Below are 14,328 nucleotides of genomic sequence, written 5' to 3'. Positions count from 1 at the left end.
AACAGCCCGCGGCCTATGGGCCCTCTCCCCACGTGCGGGGGTAGGCCGGGCGGCCCAATGTGGCCCTCCCCCCGCCCCCCTAATACGGGGGGGGGGCCCCCCCCCGGGGGGGGGGGGCCCCCCCTTCTCCGTTACGTCCGCGGTCGTGCGGGGCCGGTGTCGTACGACGGGCTCAGATCCTGACCTGCACCGCGCGGGAGAGCCGGTCGTGCAGCCCGCGGCCGTCGCGGTCCCAGATGAGCGCCGGGACGGCGAGGCACAGCAGGGCGCTGCGGACGACGACCCGGACCGGGCCGAGCCGCTCGCCGTCGACCGAGATGACGCGCAGCCCGAGCAGCCGCTTGCCGGGCGTGCTGCCGACGGTGCCCACCGTGAGCACTCCGAGCACGAAGAGGACGACCACGGCCCAGTTGCCCGCCGCCGCCTGGTCACCCGGCGCGATCAGGCCGTATGCGATCACCATGCACAGCGTCCAGTCCAGGAACAGGGCGCCGAACCGGCGTCCCAGGGGGGCCATGGAACCCGGCCCCTCCTGCGGCAGGCCGAGCCGCTCACCCCGGTAGCCGAAGTCGGCGCCCATGTCCTCGGCCGCCGCGCGGGGCCCGGACAGCCACGATCCGATTGCTTGCCTGTTGTCCACCCGACCACCGTACTGTGCCCGCTTTCGATCACTTCGACCCGGGTCCGTCGGGACACAGAGGGGCGCGCTCCGGTTAACTTGGTCGAAACAAATGGGTCACGCTTGAGAAATCCCGCCTCCCTATGGTCGGGAACAGCGTGTGCCACCGCACTGGCCGCACGACCGAGCTACAACCCCGCCCTCCCCCGGGTGGGAGTAGGAGGAGTTGGATGTTCCAGAACGCCGACGACGTCAAGAAGTACATCGCGGACAACGACGTCAAGATGATCGACGTCCGCTTCTGCGACCTTCCCGGCGTGATGCAGCACTTCACGATTCCGGCCACGGCGTTCGACCCGTCCGAGGAGCTCGCCTTCGACGGCTCGTCGATCCGCGGCTTCCAGGCCATCCACGAGTCCGACATGGCGCTGCGCGCCGACCTGTCGACGGCGCGCCTGGACCCGTTCCGCCGTGACAAGACGCTGAACATCAACTTCTTCATCCACGACCCGATCACGGGCGAGCAGTACAGCCGCGACCCGCGCAACATCGCCAAGAAGGCCGAGGCCTACCTCGCCTCCACCGGCATCGCGGACACCGCCTACTTCGGCCCCGAGGCCGAGTTCTACGTCTTCGACAGCGTCCGTTTCGCCACCTCGGCGAACGAGGGCTTCTACCACATCGACTCCGAGGCCGGCGCCTGGAACACCGGTGCGGTCGAGGACAACCGCGGCTACAAGGTCCGCTACAAGGGCGGTTACTTCCCGGCCCCGCCGGTCGACCACTTCGCCGACCTGCGCGCCGAGATCTCCCTGGAGCTGGAGGCCGCCGGCCTCCAGGTCGAGCGCCAGCACCACGAGGTCGGCACCGCCGGCCAGGCGGAAATCAACTACAAGTTCAACACCCTGCTCGCCGCCGCCGACGACCTGATGCTCTTCAAGTACATCGTGAAGAACGTCGCCTGGCGCAACGGCAAGACCGCGACCTTCATGCCCAAGCCGATCTTCGGCGACAACGGCTCCGGCATGCACGTCCACCAGTCGCTGTGGCAGGGCGGCTCCCCGCTCTTCTACGACGAGCAGGGCTACGCCGGCCTGTCGGACACCGCCCGCTACTACATCGGCGGCATCCTCAAGCACGCCCCGTCGCTGCTGGCGTTCACCAACCCGACGGTGAACTCCTACCACCGCCTGGTGCCCGGCTTCGAGGCCCCGGTCAACCTGGTCTACTCGCAGCGCAACCGGTCCGCCGCGATGCGCATCCCGATCACGGGCTCGAACCCGAAGGCCAAGCGCGTCGAGTTCCGCGCCCCGGACCCGTCCTCGAACCCGTACCTCGCCTTCTCGGCCTTGCTGCTGGCCGGCCTCGACGGCGTCAAGAACAAGATCGAGCCGGCCGAGCCGATCGACAAGGACCTCTACGAGCTGGCCCCCGAGGAGCACGCGGGCGTCCCGCAGGTCCCGACCTCGCTCCCGGCCGTCCTGGAGGCCCTGGAGGAGGACAACGAGTACCTCCAGGCGGGTGGCGTCTTCACGTCCGACCTCATCGAGACGTGGATCGACTACAAGCGCACCAACGAGATCGCCCCGATCCAGCTCCGCCCGCACCCCCACGAGTTCGAGCTCTACTTCGACATCTAAGGAGCAGCGCCGCCTCCCGGCGCCTCGCACCGAGCACCGAGCACCGAGCACCGAAGGCCGCCATCCGACACCCGGGTGGCGGCCTTCGCCGTTCGGTCACGGAGCCGGGGCGCGGGGGGTCAGGCGGAGAGTTCCCGTTCCAGCGGGGTGCGGAAGCGGGGGGTGACGCGGGTGGTGCCCAGCCAGGCGTGGAGGCGGGCGGCTTCCGCGGCGATGGCGGTGAGGGCGTCACGGCCCGGGTCCGGGTCCAGGAGGCGCCAGACCGGTTCGCCGTCGGGGCGCTGGGACCAGCCGCCGACGACGCGGCCGTTCCACCAGACGGTGGGGCCGATGTTGCCGCTGCGGTCGAAGAGGGCGGCGCGGTGGGCGGGCGGGAGGTACCAGTCGCGGTGCTGCCAGCCCATGGGGGTGGGGTCGAGGGCCGGGAGGAAGGCCGCCCAGGGGGCCGGGGGTGCGGTCGGGGCGGTGTCGTCGGGGAGGACGTGGCCGGTGGCGCCGTGGTCGAGGTCGACCGGGACGGCCCCGACGGCCGCCAGGGCCCGGCGTACGTCGGTGACCTTCCAGCCGGTCCACCACTTCAGGTCCTCCTCGGTCGCCGGGCCGTGGGAGGCGAGCCACGCGCGGGTGAGCGTGGCCCGGGCCTCGTCGGGCGGGACGTCGGGGAGCGCCGGGGCGATGGCCCAGCGGAACTGGCTGGACGTCCAGGAGCCGAGCGGGCGGCCGCGCACGACGCGGGCCTCGGTGCCCAGCAGGCGCAGCAGGCGGGAGGAGACGGTCTGGCGCTGCTCGTAGGTGGTGCCGGGGGCGTACACGAACTGCTCGCGCAGCCGCGGCTCGTGCTGGGCGAGTTCGGCGGCGGTGGCCTCGCCGCGCCTGGTCAGGGCGTCGAGCACCGACCGCTCGACGTCGGCGAGCCACTCCGCGTCGAGGGAACTGCCCGCCGCCAGGTGCTTGAGCAGCGTGGCGCGCTCGCGGGCGGCTACCGCGTGGGTGGTGGAGGACTGGACGACGGGCGCGAGGGAGGTGGGGACGACGAAGACCGTGTGGCGCATGCCGTGCATGCGGACGAGGGTGCGGTCCTCGTACAGGGCGCGTTCCATGGCGGCGACCGGTCCCGCCGGGTCGGCCAGCCGGGCTCCGGCGGCGAGGTGGACGGTGGCGGGGTCGGTGCCGTGCAGGGCGGTGAGGGACTGCGCGATCCGCTCGACGGTCGCCGCGCGGGCCGCCGGGGTGAGGTGGTGGCGCACGGCGAGGCGGTCGCGGCGCTCTTCGTCGGTGATGCGGGGACGGTGGCTCGGCATGGTGCAGAACGTATCCAGGGAAACGGTGTCGTGCGGCGCTTCCGGACACGCCGCCGGAGGAACCGCGTGCGGTGGGCCCCGTGCCCGCCGGCCCCGTCACGGCGCGGCGGGCACGGGGTGGTGCTCAGCGGCTGGTGTGGATCAGCGCCCGGACCATCCGGCACGTGGTGTCGGACGGCGGGTGGATGCCGATGCGCTCCGCCGTGCTCCGTATCGTCTCGTCGTCGGCCTGGGACGGCTGGTAGACGCCCGAGTCGAGCAGGGCGATCGCCAGTCGCATGGCCTTCAGGCGGCGGTTGTGGGACACGTACCACTCGCGGGGCCGGCCCGCCGGGAGCGGCTTCTTCCGGAGGGGCTTGAAGGGTTCGAGGGGTAGTGTCGTGAGTGCGGCTACGGCCATCGGCGACCTCCTGGTACGCGGTGTGTGGACCCTCCCCCGGGCCCTCACGAACTCCTCCGATTTTACTGCCGCCCACTGACAATCGGCCCTGGCCAGCACGGCTTTGCGCGGTCACCGGCGGTACGGTGGCGGGCATGGAGATCTGGATCAATCCCGCGTGTTCCAAGTGCCGTGGCGCACTGACGCTGCTCGACGAGGAGGGGGCGGACTACACCGTCCGCCGTTACCTGGAGGACGTGCCGTCCCCGGCCGAGATCCGGGACGTGCTGACCCGGCTCGGCCTCGAACCCTGGGACATCACCCGTACCCAGGAGCCGGCCGCCAAGGAACTGGGGCTGAAGGACTGGCCGCGCGAGGCCGGTTCGCGCGAGCGCTGGATCACGGCGCTGGCGGAGCACCCGAAGCTCATCCAGCGCCCGATCATCACGGCGGACGACGGCTCGGCGGTGGTGGCCAGGACGGACGAGGCGGTACGGGACGCGCTCGGCCGCTCCTGACGGGCCGCACCGGAGGGGGTAATTCACTTTTCCCGAGCGGCAGTTGAGCGGAACCTCGGTGCTACTCGTACGTAGGGGCACACACGGAAGCCATCCGGCCGTCACTCCCCCGAACGGCCGGGGACAGGAGCCCCCACGTGTCACGCAAGAGGACGCTCAGCGGAAAGAAGAAGCTCGCCCTGCTCGTCGGCGCGGCCGCGATGGCCGGCGGCACGGCGGTCGTCATGACCGGGACCAGCCAGGCGTCGGTGGCCTGCGACGGTCTGGCGACGGCGCTGGGCAACAACGAGCAGTTCATCGCCGGCCAGCGGGCCAACCCGGACGCCCAGTCGGAGGCGCGGATCGCCAACCGCCAGGCGGTCATCGAGCAGATCAAGCGCCAGCAGCAGGCCGCCGGGTGCGAAGTCGGCCAGGGCAGCGCCCAGGGCGGTGCGGAAGGCGGCGCCCAGGCGGGCGGGCAGGCCCCGGGCGCGGGCGCGGACCAGGGCGCCGGCAAGGGCCAGGGGAATGGGCAGGGCAATGGGCAGGGCCAGGGCAATGGCCAGGGCGCCGGGAAGGGTAACGGCCAGAACCAGGGCAATGGGCAGGGCCAGGGCGCCGGCCAGGGCAACGGGCAGGGCAACGGGCAAGGTGCCGGCCAGGGCAACGGGCAGGACCAGGGCGCCGGTCAGGGCGCGGGACAGCAGGACGGCGGCAACGCCGGCGAGGTGGTCTGCGCGGGGTCGACCGTCACCCTGTCCGGCGAGGGCGGCGCCCCGGCCGCGTCCAGCAACCAGTTCCCGATCGGCACCAAGCTCAAGGTGACCAACCTCGACAACAACAAGTCGACCACCGTGAACGTCACCTCGGTCTCCGGTAGCTGCGCCCTGCTCAACAACGCGGCGTTCGAGCAGGTCCGCGAGCCCGGCAAGTTCCTCATCCGCAAGGCCCGCATCGAGCGCGTCGGCTGACGCCCCGCGGGCCGGACCCCGGACAGGAGGCGCGGCTCAGTCGGCGGGCCGCGCCTCCGCCCCGGCGAACCGCTCCGCCGCCGCCAGGATCTCCGTCACGCGCAGCCCGAAACGGGCGTCACAGGCGTGCGCCCTGCCGCTCCGTACCGCTGCCAGCAGCGCGTCCACCGCCGTCCCGAACGCCCCGACCGCGTCCGCCCAGGAGGGCATCTCCGCCCGCCCGTGGTCGCCGTACAGGGTGACGCCCGCGTCCGAGGCCCGTACCGGGGCGCTCAGGCTCACCGTCGTCGTGCTGCCCGCGCCCGAGGCGTGCCGCAGCACCAGGTGCCGGGCGTCCCCCGGCCCCGCGACGGCCGACGTGATCTCCGTGACGTCCCCCAGGACCGGCAGGAGCACCGACAGCACGTGCGGGCCCACGTCCCACAGCCCGCCCTTCTCGCGGCGCCAGGGCGACGCGGCGTAGGCACTGGTCGACCCGGGCGAGAACAGCGCGCCCAGCCAGTGCGCCCGCGCCAGGTACCAGCCGCCCAGCGCCGCCTGCTCCTCGATCCAGGGGGCCGTGCCGGCGGCGAAACGGAGCGTGCAGAAGACGACGGACGCGACCCCCGCCCCGTCGGCGGCCTCGGCGATCTCCCGGGCGGCCGCCACGCCGGTGGCGACGGGTTTGTCCAGGAGCAGGTGGCACCCGGCCTTCGCGGCGCGCACGGCGAGCGGGGCCTGCACGTCCGGCGGCAGGGCGAACGCCACCGCGTCGCTCGCCGCCAGCAGCGCGTCCACGTCCTCGTAGGCCCGTGTGCCGTGGGCGGCGGCGAGCGCGGCCGCCGCCTCCGGGCGCCTGCCCCACACCCCGCTGAAGGTGATGCCGGGGTGCGCGGCGAGCGCGGGGGCGTGGGTACGGCCGGCCCAGGGGCCGGTGCCGAGGAGTCCGATGCGCGGCTTGCTGTCCATGCCCGCCAGTCTGCCCCGTACGCGGACGGGGCACCGGACGGGCCTCCCGCGGCGGAGCGGCGGGGCGGGCGGCCGGCCGCGACGGCCCGGCGACGGCCCGGCGACGGCCCGGGAGGCGCGAAACACAGGGAACCTGAGTAACACGGGGTTCACAAACGGGCAACGGTCGGGAAATCCCGTATTGCGAAGCTGCGCGACATACCGCTGCACCCGCAAAGGATGAGGCCCCCGTGACCACCATCAAGGCTGAGTACATCTGGATCGACGGCACCGAGCCGACCGCCAAGCTTCGCTCGAAGACGAAGATACTGGCCGGCTCCGCCGCCACCGGCGTCGCCGATCTGCCCATCTGGGGCTTCGACGGGTCCAGCACCAACCAGGCCGAGGGCCACGCGTCCGACCGCGTGCTGAAGCCGGTGTTCTCCTGCCCCGACCCGATCCGCGGCGGCGACGACATCCTGGTGCTCTGCGAGGTGCTCAACACGGACATGACGCCGCACGCGTCCAACACGCGTGCCGCGCTGGCCGAGGTGGCGGAGCGGTTCGCGTCGCAGGAGCCGATCTTCGGCATCGAGCAGGAGTACACCTTCTTCAAGGGCGCCCGCCCGCTGGGCTTCCCCGAGGGCGGCTTCCCGGCGGCGCAGGGCGGCTACTACTGCGGTGTCGGCTCGGACGAGATCTTCGGCCGTGACGTCGTCGAGGCGCACCTGGAGAACTGCCTGAAGGCGGGCCTTGGCATCTCCGGCATCAACGCCGAGGTCATGCCGGGCCAGTGGGAGTTCCAGGTCGGCCCGCTGGCGCCGCTGGAGGTCTCCGACCAGCTCTGGGTCGCCCGCTGGCTGCTGTACCGCACGGCCGAGGACTTCGACATCTCCGCCACCCTCGACCCCAAGCCGGTCAAGGGCGACTGGAACGGCGCCGGCGCGCACACCAACTTCTCCACCAGGGCGATGCGCGAGGGCTACGACGCGATCATCACCGCGTGCGAGTCGCTGGGCGAGGGCTCCAAGCCGATGGACCACGTCAAGAACTACGGCGCCGGCATCGACGACCGCCTGACCGGTCTGCACGAGACCGCCCCGTGGAACGAGTACAGCTACGGCGTCTCGGACCGCGGTGCCTCGGTCCGCATCCCGTGGCAGGTGGAGAAGGACGGCAAGGGCTACATCGAGGACCGCCGCCCCAACGCGAACGTCGACCCGTACACGGTGACCCGTCTGCTGGTGGACACCTGCTGCTCCGCGCTGGAGAAGGCCGGCCAGGTCTGATCCCCGCGCGACCGCACGTACGCACGCCTCGGGGCGCCCATCGTTCACGGTGGGCGCCCCGTGGCGTTCCGGGTGGTGAGAAGGGGGGGTGCCGCGCGCCGGCATCTGGTTGAATGGGGGCATGGCCAGCCTTCAGGACACCGCGACGGGTCGCAGCGACCTCCAGCCGTTCTGGCCGACCCGTCAGCACCACGACTTCGACCGGGTGTGTTGCCGCGCGACGAACGCGCCGGCCCTCTAAAGCCCTTCGGCTGCTCCGCTCCGATCCCGTCGGACCCCGATGCAGGCCTTCGGCCGCCGCGCACGACGTACTCCTCGTCCCTTCGCGCGAAAGAGCTGACCTCTCATGGCCAACACCCGTGCCCTCACCGCCCTTCCCTCCGCCGCGACCGCCACTCCGCCCCCCGCGCCCGGCCGGCACCACCTCCGTGCCGTCGACGAGCGCGACGAGGCCCTCGTACGCCTCCCCGGCGGTGTCGACGTCGCCGACTTCCTTCCGCCGGGCGCCACGTGGGTGCCCGCGCCCCCGCACACCATCCCCGTGCTGCCGGGGCAGCCGCCGATGGTCGGCTACCTGGTCCTGGTCCCGGCCGAGCAGCCTCCGGCGGGGACCGCGGCCGACCCGGGCGAGGGGCCGGTCACCATCGACACCACCCGGCGCACCGCCCAGGTGGACGGGCAGCCGCTGGATCTGACGTACCTGGAGTTCGAGCTGCTGGCGCACCTGGTCGCCCATCCCCACCGGGTGCACACGCGCGACCAGTTGGTGACGACGGTGTGGGGGTACGGGCACGTGGGCGACGGGCGGACCGTCGACGTCCATGTGGCCCGGCTGCGGCGCAAGCTGGGCGCCGACCACCGCCATGCGATCCAGACCGTGCGGCGGGTCGGCTACAAGTACGCCCCCTGAGCCGCCCGGCCCACCACCCGGCCGTCGCCGGCTGACGCGGCGCAACGGCCCGCCGGTCCCTCCGGCGGGCCGTTCCGGTTCCCCGGGGGGTGGCCGCTAGGGCGCGGTCCGGGCGGCGCGGCGGGCGCGGGCGCGGGCCGTCAGGCCCAGGACCGCGTCCACGGCGAGGAACGCCAGCAGGCTGATGCCGAGCATGGGCACGAACCAGCCCACCAGGGCCGTCGTGGCGGCCAGCGGGAGGAGCAGGGTGACGGGCACCTTGCGCCAGGCGCCACGCGGTACGGGCCGGCCGGCGCCCAGTTTGCGGTCCTTGGTCGGTCGGCGCAGCCACCACATGCGGTAGCCCCAGAGGACGAGGAGGACGAGCGCCACCATCAGGGCGGCGAGCGCGAGCTGGTTGGGGAGCCCGAAGAGGACGCCCATGTGGGCGTCGATGCCGAAGCGGGTCAGCTTGGCGAGCACGGGGTAGTCGGCGAAGCGCAGTTCGTCGATGACCGTGCCGTCGGCCGGGTCGACGGCCACCGAGTCCAGGTGGACGGGGAACCGCGTGTCCGTCTCCTTGACGACGTACCCCTGGCCCTCGGCCGGGAGGGTCACGGCGATCCGTCCGTCGACGCCGGCGCCGCGGGCGGCCTCGACCGCCCGGTCGACGCCGATGTCCGCGCCGGCGGGGGCGGGGGCGGGGTGGTGGCCGGCGCCGTGGCCCTCATGGCCGGTGCCGCCCGGGGCGGCGGCGCCGTCGAGGGTGGCGGAGACGGTGGGGGTGGCGCCGCCGAGCTGCGACTGGACGGCGTCGATGTGCTCGCCCGCGAACCGGGACCAGGTCAGGCCGGTGGCGGAGAGCAGGACCAGGCCGGTCACCGCCCACAGGCCCACCGACCCGTGCCAGGACAGGGTGCGGCGGCGGGACTTGGGGCCGCGTTCGGGGAGGAACAGGGCCCGCTTGGCGGTACGTCGGCGGCCGGCCCACAGGGCCAGGCCGCCGAGGGCGACGACCCACATCCAGCTCGCGGCCATCTCGCTGTAGTGGCGGCCCGTCTCGCCGAGCCGGAGGTTCGCGTGGAACTCGGAGAGCCAGGCCCGCAGCGGGAGCGCCCCGGAACTGCCGTAACTGGGCAGGTCACCGCGTACCTCGGCGGTGTACGGGTCGACGAAGACGGCGAGCGACCTGCCCTCCTCGACGTCGGGTCCGGTCATCAGGACGCGGGTGGTGGCGCCGTCCTCCGGGGAGGGCCAGACGGCGGTGACGGTGCCGTCCGGGTGGGCCCGGCGGGCCGCCTCGACCTGTGCGGACAGCGGGAGGACCCGGTCGCCCACCGGGACCTGGAGCTCGTGCCGGTAGAGGACCTTCTCCGCCTGGAAGGACAAGGCGTACAGCAGGCCGCTGACCGCGGCGACGAGGAGGAGCGGGGCTATCAGGAGGCCCGCGTAGAAGTGGATGCGGAGGAGGAGCGGGCGGAGCGCGCTCCACGTCGATCCGGTCGTGTTCGGGGTGGGGACGGAGGCGGTTTCGGCGGCGGATTCCGCCGGTACGGCCGTCGTACGGTCGTCAATGGCCATGACTGTCCTAGGAGTCGGCGCGATGGCGTGTCTGGAAAGGGGGAAGCGGCCCCTGGTCAGACGTGTGTCGCTCCGGGGACCGTGGCGCGGGGTGGGAGGGACGTGGGCGGGCCGCGCCGGGACAGGGTGTGGGCGAGGACGACGCCGTGGTGGCGGCGGAGGTGCCGGGTCCGGGGACGCGGCGCGCGCGGGGCGGCGGGCGGGCGGACGACGGCGAGCAACAGCCGCAGCGGGGTGAAGGCGAGGGCCGCGACGGCCCGGGCGAGCCGGAAGAAGGCGGCCTCGCCGCGGGCCAGCCACAGGGCGCAGACGGCCGCGGCCAGCAGGTGGACGGCGATCATGCCGGCGGAGGCGCCGCCGGTGATCGTGGTGAGGAGGTCGGCGGTGCCGCCGGTCGTGGTGGCGGTGGCGTGCCCGGCGGGTGGGGCCGGGGCGGCGGCGTGGGACATGCCGGGCACCAGGTGCCCGGCCGGGCCGGGGGCGGGGCCATGGGCGTGGTGCCCGCCGTCGCCGGTGAACGTCAGGTGGAGCACGCCCTGGACCGCGAGGAGGCCCGTACCGATGGTGGCGGCGCCCCGGCGGCGGCCCGCCGCGAGCCAGGCGAGGCCGCCGGTGACGCAGAGGGCGCCGAGCAGCGACCCGGGCGGAAGACTGTGCGCAGACATGGACGAATGCCCCATGGCGGCCAAGGTCACGCACACCGCCGCGAAAAGTGCGGCACGCAGGGCGCGCAGGGGCGACCGGGCATTCGTCATCGTCGCCACATGCTGCCATCCCGTCGGCGGCGGCGGGAGACCGGCCGTTCTTCTGGCAGCAGAACCGCTGGTCGGAGCCGTGGTGAACGCGGCAGGGTCGGATCATGAGGCTATTGGTGCTGGGTGGTACGGAGTTCGCGGGCAGGGCCGTCGTCGAGGCGGCGTCGGCCCGCGGCTGGGACGTGACGGTCTTTCACCGGGGGCGCCACGAGCCGCCGGCCGGTGTGGTGTCGCTGCGGGGCGACCGCACCGTTCCGGGCGGGCTCGCGGCGCTCGCCGAGGGGCGGTGGGACGTGGTCGTCGACACGTGGTCGTCGGACCCGGTGGCGGTGCGGGACGCGGCACGGCTGCTCGCCGGCCGGGTGGGGCGTTACGTGTACGTCTCCAGCCGCAGCGTGCACACGTGGCCGCCGGCGGCGGGGCTGACCGAGGACGGTCCGCTGGTGGCGGGCTCGCCGGACGCCACCGGCGTGCCGTACGCGGAGGCCAAGCGGGGCGGGGAGCTGGCGGCGGTCGCCGCGTTCGGCGAGGAGCGGGTGCTGATGGGGCGGGCGGGCCTGATCCTCGGCCCGTGGGAGAACATCGGGCGGCTGCCGTGGTGGCTGGACCGGATCGCCCGCGGCGGACCGGTGCTCGCCCCGGGCCCGCGCGACCTGCCCCTCCAGTTCATCGACGTCCGGGACATGGCCGGGTGGCTGCTGGACGCGGCGGAGGCCGGGCTGTCGGGTCCGTACAACCTGGTGTCCCCGCCCGGGCACACGACCATGGGCGGGCTGCTCGACGCCTGTGTGCGTGCCACCGGTGCGGACGCCGAACTGCGGTGGACCGAGCCGGAGGTGGTCCTCGGCGCGGGCATCGAGCCCTGGTCGGGGCTGCCGGTCTGGACCCCGCCCGGCGAACTGCACGCCGCGATGCACGCCGCCGACGTGTCCAAGGCCCTGGCGGCGGGCCTGCGGTGCCGGCCGGCGGCCGCGACGGTCGAGGACACCTGGGCGTGGCTGCGCGGGCTGGGCGGGACGGCACCGCGCCGGCCGGACCGGCCGGCGGTGGGGGTGACGCCGGAACAGGAGGCGAAGGCGCTGGGCGGCTGACGCCGGAACAGGAGGCAACGGCGGGGCAAGGAATAGCGGTTCGCCCGCTTTGGGGACGTAGGTTTCTACGAATCTCCCGGCGCGCTGAACGAGCCCCGAGGAGCGGCCGTATGGAACGGAGCGGTTCACCCCGCCCAGGATTGGAGTTCCATGCGACGCACACGAAAACGCTCGACACTGGCCAACCGGGCGATCGCCGCCTCGGCTGCCCTGATACTGGGCGGCGGCGGGTTGGTCGCGGCCAATGTCTACGCGTCCGCCGGTGAGGGCTGGTCCGGATGGTCCAGCTCCCGCCCGCAGCAGCAGAAGCCTTTGAACGCCGGCCAGCAGATGTCGACCATCGACTGTCCGGAGGTCGCCAACGGTCTTCCCGACGTGCCCTACCAGGTGCGGGCGGAAGTGGACCGGGAACTGGCGAACATGGATACCCAGATCACCGAGGCGTACCAACGCTTCGCGGATCAGAAGCAACAGATCCAGCAGGATCCGGCTTTTGCTCAGAATGCCATTCTGAATCCTTTGAAGGACAAGCGGACGGCCGCGATCGAGCGGATCGTCATCGCCATCGACCGGATCGCCCAGCGCCCCGGCGGCCTGAGCGGCCTGGCGCCGTGCACCCTGCGCGCGGACGACACCAACCAGGTGAAGGACCAGAACGGCGACGTCGGCCAGAACGGCGACAACCAGAACGGCGGTGACCAGAACGGAGACGGCCAGAACGGCGGTGACCAGAACGGAGACGGCCAGAACGGAGACGGTCAGAACGGGGACGGTCAGGACCAGGGACAGGACCAGGGACAGGACCAGGGACAGGGCCAGGGACAGGACCAGGGCCAAGGTCAGGGCCAGGGGCAGGGGCAGGCGGGCAACGGGCCCGTCGCGGGTGACTTCGTCGACATCCAGAACGTCCAGCCCAACGTCCGCAACCCCCGCAAGCTGAACGGCGCCTCGCGGGGCACCTTCACCACGAACTGCGGGCGGAACGAGAACGGCAAGTTCAACCCGGACAACGTGATCGTCGCGCCCGGCGTGAGCAATGGCGCCCACCACATGCACGACTACGTGGGCAACCAGGCCAATGACGCCTTCGCCAGTGACGACGACCTCGCCAGGGGACAGACGACCTGCCGGAACCAGGGGGACAAGTCCACCTACTTCTGGCCGGTCCTGCGTCTCCAGAACGGCCAGAACGAGAACGACGCCCAGGCGGACGGCGGCGGGAACGACAAGAACGTCGGTGAGATCCTCACCCCCAGCCAGGTCACGATGAACTTCGTCGGCAGCCCGGTGTCCAAGGTGTCGGCCATGCCGAAGTTCCTGCGCATCATCACCGGTGACGCCAAGGCGTTCACCAACGGCGACAAGAACGCCAACGCCTCCTGGAGCTGCACCGGCTTCGAGGACCGGCAGCTCAAGGACAAGTACCCGATCTGCCCGCAGGGCAGCCAGGTCGTACGGTCGTTCAAGTTCCAGAGCTGCTGGGACGGCCAGAACACCGACAGCGCCAACCACCGGACACACGTGGCCTTCGCCGACGGCAACGGCCAGTGCCCCAACGGGTTCCGGGCCATTCCCCAGCTCGTCCAGCGGATCGTGTACGACGTTCCGCAGGGGACGGTGTTCGCCGTGGACTCGTTCCCCGAGCAGCTCCACAAGCCGATCACCGACCACGGAGACTTCATCAACGTCTTCAACAACCGGCTGATGCAGCAGATGGTGAGCTGCATCAACGGCGGGCGGCGGTGCGCCTGACCGGCGAACGGCCGTTCAGGGCCTGACAGGGACCTGACCGCCCGGCGACCGGCGATCGGCGAGAGACGAGGGGCCGGACCACCTCCCTGGTGGTCCGGCCCCTCACCGCGTGCGGTCAGCCGCCGTCGTGCCCCGCGTGGCCCGCGCCGGCCGCGCCGCCCGCGCCCTTCGCGCCGTGCCCGCCCTGACCGCCGTGCTCACCCTGACCGCCGCTCCCGCCGCTCCCCGAGTGGTGCGACGCGCCGGTCTCCACATCGCCGCCGAGCCGGTCGCGCAGCGCGCCGACGACCTTCTCCTCGCCGACGGCCACCCACTTGCGGCCGACCAGGTAGGCGCCGCCGTAATCGTTCGCCTCGTTGATCCACTCGCGCTGGCCGCGATCGGTGGCGAAGGTGGCCAGGACGTACTTGCCGTCCTTCGTCTCACAGTTGGCCTGGCGGATCTCCTCCGCGTCCGTCTGTATGTTCGGCTCGCACGCGACCTTCGCCGCGAGCTCCTCCAGGGTGCCCGTCGCCGTCTTCGGCGTGGCGTCGGGCTCGTCCCCGCCCCCGCCGCAGGCCGTCACGGCGGGCAGGGCCAGGACCACCAAGGCGGCCGCCGCCACCGACGCCACACGAGTTCGTTCCGTACGCATCTG

The 14,328-nt window shown here is 72.8% G+C and carries 14 protein-coding genes; 7 read left to right on the top strand and 7 right to left on the bottom strand.

Annotated elements, in window-relative coordinates; translation table 11 throughout:
* Positions 1–172: 172 nt before the first annotated feature.
* The gene (locus ACF068_RS25815; RefSeq protein ID WP_392276676.1) at positions 173–640 is read right to left on the bottom strand and encodes an RDD family protein; all 468 of its coding nucleotides are present in this window, start codon (positions 638–640) and stop codon (positions 173–175) included.
* A 209-nt stretch (positions 641–849) separates the two neighbouring features.
* Between ACF068_RS25815 and glnA the strand changes: the two genes are divergently transcribed.
* Positions 850–2,259 carry a type I glutamate--ammonia ligase gene (gene glnA, locus ACF068_RS25810; protein ID WP_392276675.1) on the top strand — a complete coding sequence of 470 codons (1,410 nt, stop codon included), beginning with the start codon at positions 850–852 and terminating at the stop codon, positions 2,257–2,259.
* Between the two features lie 119 nt (positions 2,260–2,378).
* On the opposite strand, the gene ACF068_RS25805 is transcribed toward glnA, so the two are convergent.
* Together ACF068_RS25805 and ACF068_RS25800 are read right to left on the bottom strand one after the other, a co-directional pair.
* Positions 2,379–3,560 (bottom strand): winged helix DNA-binding domain-containing protein, encoded by a 1,182-nt coding sequence (locus tag ACF068_RS25805; protein WP_392276674.1) that lies wholly within the window; start codon positions 3,558–3,560, stop codon positions 2,379–2,381.
* A 124-nt stretch (positions 3,561–3,684) separates the two neighbouring features.
* A complete protein-coding gene (locus ACF068_RS25800; protein ID WP_392276673.1) occupies positions 3,685–3,960 on the bottom strand; it encodes a hypothetical protein in 276 nt (91 codons plus the stop codon).
* 134 nt (positions 3,961–4,094) lie between these two features.
* Between ACF068_RS25800 and ACF068_RS25795 the strand changes: the two genes are divergently transcribed.
* Complete coding sequence (locus tag ACF068_RS25795) at positions 4,095–4,457, top strand: arsenate reductase family protein (protein WP_392276672.1); 363 nt, start codon at positions 4,095–4,097, stop codon at positions 4,455–4,457.
* A gap of 137 nt (positions 4,458–4,594) precedes the next feature.
* Positions 4,595–5,407, top strand: a complete 813-nt coding sequence (locus tag ACF068_RS25790) for a hypothetical protein (protein ID WP_392276671.1) — start codon at positions 4,595–4,597, stop codon at positions 5,405–5,407.
* 36 nt (positions 5,408–5,443) lie between these two features.
* On the opposite strand, the gene ACF068_RS25785 is transcribed toward ACF068_RS25790, so the two are convergent.
* Positions 5,444–6,355: a Gfo/Idh/MocA family protein gene (locus tag ACF068_RS25785; protein ID WP_392276670.1), complete on the bottom strand. Its 912-nt coding sequence runs from the start codon at positions 6,353–6,355 to the stop codon at positions 5,444–5,446.
* Positions 6,356–6,585: 230 nt separating this feature from the next.
* Between ACF068_RS25785 and glnII the strand changes: the two genes are divergently transcribed.
* The gene (gene glnII, locus ACF068_RS25780; RefSeq protein ID WP_392276669.1) at positions 6,586–7,623 is read left to right on the top strand and encodes a glutamine synthetase; all 1,038 of its coding nucleotides are present in this window, start codon (positions 6,586–6,588) and stop codon (positions 7,621–7,623) included.
* Between the two features lie 346 nt (positions 7,624–7,969).
* Positions 7,970–8,533 carry a winged helix-turn-helix domain-containing protein gene (locus ACF068_RS25775; RefSeq protein ID WP_392276668.1) on the top strand — a complete coding sequence of 188 codons (564 nt, stop codon included), beginning with the start codon at positions 7,970–7,972 and terminating at the stop codon, positions 8,531–8,533.
* A 96-nt stretch (positions 8,534–8,629) separates the two neighbouring features.
* On the opposite strand, the gene ACF068_RS25770 is transcribed toward ACF068_RS25775, so the two are convergent.
* Together ACF068_RS25770 and ACF068_RS25765 are read right to left on the bottom strand one after the other, a co-directional pair.
* Complete coding sequence (locus ACF068_RS25770) at positions 8,630–10,093, bottom strand: PepSY-associated TM helix domain-containing protein (RefSeq protein ID WP_392276667.1); 1,464 nt, start codon at positions 10,091–10,093, stop codon at positions 8,630–8,632.
* Between the two features lie 56 nt (positions 10,094–10,149).
* Positions 10,150–10,758, bottom strand: a complete 609-nt coding sequence (locus tag ACF068_RS25765) for a hypothetical protein (protein WP_392276666.1) — start codon at positions 10,756–10,758, stop codon at positions 10,150–10,152.
* 194 nt (positions 10,759–10,952) lie between these two features.
* Here ACF068_RS25765 and ACF068_RS25760 point away from each other — a divergent pair, with 194 nt between their 5' ends.
* Both ACF068_RS25760 and ACF068_RS25755 read left to right on the top strand, forming a co-directional pair.
* A complete protein-coding gene (locus tag ACF068_RS25760) occupies positions 10,953–11,939 on the top strand; it encodes an NAD-dependent epimerase/dehydratase family protein (protein WP_392276665.1) in 987 nt (328 codons plus the stop codon).
* Between the two features lie 150 nt (positions 11,940–12,089).
* On the top strand, positions 12,090–13,691 hold the full coding sequence (locus ACF068_RS25755; RefSeq protein WP_392276664.1) for a DUF1996 domain-containing protein: 1,602 nt from the start codon (positions 12,090–12,092) through the stop codon (positions 13,689–13,691).
* A 115-nt stretch (positions 13,692–13,806) separates the two neighbouring features.
* Here the strand turns inward: ACF068_RS25755 and ACF068_RS25750 are convergent, their stop codons facing one another.
* Positions 13,807–14,325, bottom strand: coding sequence for a hypothetical protein (locus ACF068_RS25750; protein ID WP_392276663.1), 519 nt, complete (start codon positions 14,323–14,325; stop codon positions 13,807–13,809).
* Positions 14,326–14,328 lie beyond the last annotated feature (3 nt).

Source organism: Streptomyces sp. NPDC016309, assembly GCF_043077235.1.
GTDB lineage: Bacteria > Actinomycetota > Actinomycetes > Streptomycetales > Streptomycetaceae > Streptomyces.
This window is presented reverse-complemented; position numbering and strand designations above follow the sequence as displayed.

Bases quoted from the DNA above. Each gene is read 5' to 3' on its own strand.
- glnA (WP_392276675.1), top strand. From the start codon at position 850: ATGTTCCAGAACGCCGACGACGTCAAGAAGTACATCGCGGACAACGAC.
- ACF068_RS25805 (WP_392276674.1), bottom strand. From the start codon at position 3,560: ATGCCGAGCCACCGTCCCCGCATCACCGACGAAGAGCGCCGCGACCGC.
- ACF068_RS25800 (WP_392276673.1), bottom strand. From the start codon at position 3,960: ATGGCCGTAGCCGCACTCACGACACTACCCCTCGAACCCTTCAAGCCC.
- ACF068_RS25795 (WP_392276672.1), top strand. From the start codon at position 4,095: ATGGAGATCTGGATCAATCCCGCGTGTTCCAAGTGCCGTGGCGCACTG.
- ACF068_RS25785 (WP_392276670.1), bottom strand. From the start codon at position 6,355: ATGGACAGCAAGCCGCGCATCGGACTCCTCGGCACCGGCCCCTGGGCC.
- ACF068_RS25775 (WP_392276668.1), top strand. From the start codon at position 7,970: ATGGCCAACACCCGTGCCCTCACCGCCCTTCCCTCCGCCGCGACCGCC.
- ACF068_RS25770 (WP_392276667.1), bottom strand. From the start codon at position 10,093: ATGGCCATTGACGACCGTACGACGGCCGTACCGGCGGAATCCGCCGCC.
- ACF068_RS25765 (WP_392276666.1), bottom strand. From the start codon at position 10,758: ATGTCTGCGCACAGTCTTCCGCCCGGGTCGCTGCTCGGCGCCCTCTGC.
- ACF068_RS25760 (WP_392276665.1), top strand. From the start codon at position 10,953: ATGAGGCTATTGGTGCTGGGTGGTACGGAGTTCGCGGGCAGGGCCGTC.
- ACF068_RS25755 (WP_392276664.1), top strand. From the start codon at position 12,090: ATGCGACGCACACGAAAACGCTCGACACTGGCCAACCGGGCGATCGCC.
- ACF068_RS25750 (WP_392276663.1), bottom strand. From the start codon at position 14,325: ATGCGTACGGAACGAACTCGTGTGGCGTCGGTGGCGGCGGCCGCCTTG.